Annotated in this window: 2 protein-coding genes and 1 pseudogene; all 3 read left to right on the top strand. The window is 66.6% G+C overall.

The features are described 5' to 3' along the window. Positions 1–826: 826 nt before the first annotated feature. Positions 827–1,007: pseudogene (locus tag ABZ471_RS47810) on the top strand (RNA-guided endonuclease TnpB family protein); the annotation flags it as partial. 34 nt (positions 1,008–1,041) lie between these two features. Continuing rightward, positions 1,042–1,785: a hypothetical protein gene (locus tag ABZ471_RS47805; protein ID WP_359075431.1), complete on the top strand. Its 744-nt coding sequence runs from the start codon at positions 1,042–1,044 to the stop codon at positions 1,783–1,785. 714 nt (positions 1,786–2,499) lie between these two features. Next, positions 2,500–4,395 (top strand): ricin-type beta-trefoil lectin domain protein, encoded by a 1,896-nt coding sequence (locus ABZ471_RS47800; RefSeq protein ID WP_359075430.1) that lies wholly within the window; start codon positions 2,500–2,502, stop codon positions 4,393–4,395. Positions 4,396–4,596: the final 201 nt, after the last annotated feature.

The following is a 4,596-nucleotide window of genomic DNA, read 5'->3' as shown; positions in this document are numbered from 1 at the left end:
GACTGCACAACCTGGCCCTCGCTGGGTAAGCACCCACCTCGGCCCAAGTCCATCCCAGCCATGGCCCAACATGCGCTTACGGGACGTCGTTTAGTGTGAACTGTGCTGTTCTGGTGATCCGTTGTCGAGTTCGCCACACTATTCTCCTTCTCATAAGGGCCCTCCATGCGGGTGTCGTGTTCCATTCCCGGCCATGCGGCGGTCGCCGACCACCGCCGCCGCCGCATCACCGTCAGTCACCGGGCGTTCGGCGCACGTCTCCGCTGAGCTTCCACAGCGCGAAGCGCGCGAGCGGGCGCCACCGAACACCGGGACCTCCGGTGTGGTGACCCCGTCCGTAGGGCGACCACCTGCCGCCAAGCACGGCCCCCACGGCGAGAACGAAAGCGACCGCGTACTCTGCCGGCGTGGCCATCATCGACGGCAGCGCGAGAAGGACGCCGCACACGCGCAAACCGTCCGGCGATCATCTGAGGAAGCGCAGGACTGCGGGCTGGGCGACGACCAGCAGGATGCACGGGACGACCTTCCCGACCGCTCCGCGCCGCGCAACTGCCTGACCCGAAGCCGCTGCCAGCTGTTGATTTCATGAGTCGGGTACTCGTACGAGATCACAGGCCCGTTGACTCAACTCTCTTCCGGATTCTGCACCGGGAAGGGTTCACCGGGCATCTCCGAGGATGCCCCGGTCTTCAGGCCGGGGAGGAATCGGATTCCTGCGGAGTAGGGCAGAGGCAGCCGGATCGCCGACAGGGCGATTCGGCGTCCACCCCCGCGACGGGGTGAGGCAGCCCAACTGTCAGTGGCCCCGGGTAGGTTCGGGTGCATGACGGCGGGTGCGATCATGGAGGAGGCCGGGTATGCCCGGTACACCTTCCGTTGTGCGCCTGTCGAAGACGGCCCGTATGGCGCTGGAAGCCGAGTGGGATCGGTGCCGGTGGATCTGGAACGAGTGTGTGGCCCGCTCAAAGAAGGCCCACGCAAAGGGTGAGAAGGTCGGTCCAGCGCAGCCAGCACCGGCGGGCGGTATTCCGCGTAGAGGTGGACCAGGGCGCCTGCGACTTTGACTTCGAGTGGCATCTGGTCGTCGTGAAGGCACTGCTGGAGGACGTCCCAGTGGACGTCTTCGTCGAGTCCCGCAGGATCCGGTTTTCCGCGGTGGGGGATCAGGAGGTCTCGCGCGTAGGCACGTCTGGCCGCCCAGACGAGGAAGTCGCGGACGTTGTATCGAGTGCTTTTGCCGCTGGCCAGCCAGTCGTCCACGTGTTCTTGCGTGACGGTGTCGAGGGCCAGGCCGCGTTCTTCGGCCCAGGAGAGGAAGCGGGCCGCGCTGTGAATGCGGGCGCGGGCCCATTCGATGACGTGTTCTGTGGGCCGTCGTGTGCGGGCGCGTCGCCGCAGGCGGGGCAGGACACCCCAGCGGACGTAGGTGCGCAGGACGGTGTCGAACTGGGGGTGCTTGGCCAGGACGAGTCCCAGGCGCAGCTCGATTCGAGCGAGATGTTCGTCGCGCTCGGAAAGACTGCCGGACCCTACTGCCCAACGAAACGGAGCCCTGGGGATACCGTCCCCGGGGCTCCGTGGTCTTGCGGTGCACCGACTGCGTCAACCGTGGCTGGCGATGCTTGCCACGAGGGCGTTGACGAGTTCCTGCAGGGACGTGATCTCCTGCCGCAGGTCACCGTCGACGACAGCCGGCAAGTCCGTGCGGTCGATGGACGCGATGTTCTTACGGATTGCTTTGAGTGCTTTCTGGAAGTGCACGCGTTGCTCACTCGCACGTAGCTACGGATCCGCGACGGCAGCCCCACCAGGTGCAGCCAGCCCTCTGCAGTCCCTGCCGCCGTGCCGTGTCCCTGGCCTGGCGCATCTCGTCAGTAATCTCACCGGGTCGAAGCTCGCTCGTCGCCCCACCTTGGACGACTGCCCCCGTCGGTGGCCATATCTCAAGGGCGCAGACCTGTGGCGTGCGGTGGCGATAGCGTCCTGCCCCATGACCTGGGGCGGAGGGGTACGGGTGGGACATGACCAGCCGCCTGGAGCTGGACCTGACCGCCCGGGCCCGGGCGGTGCCCGGCCGCGCACCCCCGAGAAGCAGACGGTGTCGGCCCCCGCGTGAGAGGGGCCGACACCGTGCGCTACCCCGGTGCGTGGGCTGCGCTTCAGTGCTCGCCGTCGTGTGGGGTGATCAGTTCCAGCAGGCTCCGCACGGGTAGATGCACCTCTATCCGCCGGCTTTCGCTGCTGCTCGGCTGCCCGGCATCAAAGCAACCTAAATGGAACGGCTTTCGATATGAATGAATACGCTGAACCTGCTTGTCGATAGGTCGAGTCAGAATGCCCGGATTTAGGCGATTGCTCTGCATATTCATCCTGCATGCGGAATTCACCTCTCTGGGTCGGGGGGATTGCTGTTCAGTAATTGCGAAAGGCGTTCTGAGTCCATAGCATCTGTTCCGGCCGACGATCTCCTGAGCGCAGCGCCGGAGGAGGATCACCTTGAGCGAGGCACTGCTCTCCAAAGAGCCGTCCAGTATGTCGGACGGCGAGCTGACTGCGATGCTCTGGCAGGGACCGCGCCGCGACTCCTTCCTCGCTGTGGCTGAGCTGTTCTCCCGTCACTGGTCGAGCGTGTACCGCTACGCCGGACTGTGCACCCGCCGCCCGGCAGCGGCGATCGAGCTGGCCAAGGAAGCCTTCCACCTCGTCCAGCGCGAGACCCGTGACGCCGAGGCGCGGCCCTTCGCCTGGCGCCCGCGCCTGCTCGCAACCGTGCTGGCCTGCGCGGCAGCCTGGTCCAGGGGAGAGCACCGCACCGACCTGAACTCCGAGATCCTGGCCTGGCTGGACGAACCCGGCAACGCCGAGGAAGCCGAGGCGGGCGGCCCCCCGACCCTGGCCCGCTGCGCGTTCGCGGAACTTCCCGAACAGAGCCAGTGCCTGCTGTGGCACAGCGTGGCCGAAGCCGACCCACCCGCCGCCGTCAGCCGCCTGACCGGCCAGAGCGAACAAGCCACCATGCGCCACCTGGAACGAGCCCGCAAACTCTTCCGGGAGGAATGCGTCCAGGCCCACCTCACCCGAACCATCAACCGCGAATGCCTCGCCTACGGCAGCCTGCTCGATGCAGCCACCCGCACCGAGACGGCCGACCCCGGCCCCCAGGACCTGGACAGACACCTGACGGACTGCGCCCACTGCCGGACCGCAGCCGAAGAACTCCAGCAGCACAGCGGCCGACTGCCCCTCGTACTCAGCAACGGCCTGCTCGCCTGGGGCGCCAAACCGTACCTGGACACCCGCAAGACGGATGACACCCCCGTCACAGATCCGTCGCGCCCCGTCCACCGTACCGGTACACGCCCCGCGTCCATCGCCGTCGCCGCGGGCGTCGCCGCCGTCGCCCTCCTCGCCATCGCCGCCACCGTGAGCGACCTCGCAGCGCCCGCCGACAACTCCGCATCTCCGCTCCAGGCCGACCAGACCTCCTCCTACACCCAGCTGAACACGACCACCGCCTCACCCCAGCCCGGCACACAATTGGCCCGCACCCAACTGCGCAACGCCAAAACAGGACAGTGCCTGGACGTCCGCGACGGCCGTCTGGCCGCAAAGACAGACGTGATCAGCGCCCGCTGCACCTCCACCGCCAGCCAGCAATGGGTCTTCGGCAACGACTCCCTGATGCACACGGCAGCAGACCCGAACCTGTGCCTGGACACCACCGGCGACGGCAGCGCAGTCCTGCACACCTGCAACCAGCCACCCGGCCACGACACCATGGGCCTACGGCTCTCATGGAACAAAAAGGGCGAGATCTCCACCCTCACACCACCCGACCTCGCCCTCACCCCCGTACCCGCCAACGGGCCCGACGACATCGTCCTGAAAATCCGCGACGGCTCCACCGCCCAGATCTGGCTCGCCAAAACACCACCCCCCGAAACCTCCCTCACCAAACACGCAGCCCCCTCCACATCACTGACCGAGACAAGTCCCTCCCCCTCCCCCTCCCCCTCCCCCTCCCGATCGTCGACTCCGTCTCCGCCACCCGCCTCCTCCCGGTCGTCGACTCCGTCCCCGTCGCCCTCGGTGCAGGTCTCTGTCGGTCCGGCGCAACCGGACGAATTCTGGGGAACCGCGTGGCCCTTTGTGGCGACGGCCACGGGCTTCGCTCCCAACCAAGACATCGGCTTCTACTACGACCTCCCAGACAGGAGCTGCGACGCAGTCTGGGTAACTGACCACATAAAGGCCGACAGCACCGGCAAAGCCGTGTGGATCGACAAAATGGTGTACACCGGCACGCGGGCTGCGCCCCCATACACCTTCAACTTCTGCGCTGTCGACCCGAACGGCAGTAGAAGCGCGAAGGCGACATACGTGGTGCACTGACGCCCCGGCACGGACAGGACGGGGAGTGTCTAATCAACGGCGGATCTGTTGATCATGGAGACGCCAAGTGAGTGAGATGACGATCGAGCAAGAGCCTGTAGTCGAGTCGGTCGGTGCGGCCACGTCGGACGAGCAGTTGATCGCGATGCTGGTCGACCGGGCCCGCAGTGAGGGCCTGCAACTGACCGGTGAGGGTGGGCT

The organism is Streptomyces sp. NPDC005728, assembly GCF_040630895.1.
Lineage (GTDB): Bacteria > Actinomycetota > Actinomycetes > Streptomycetales > Streptomycetaceae > Streptomyces.
Note: the sequence above shows the minus strand (reverse complement) of the source record. Positions and strands in the feature narration are given on the sequence as shown.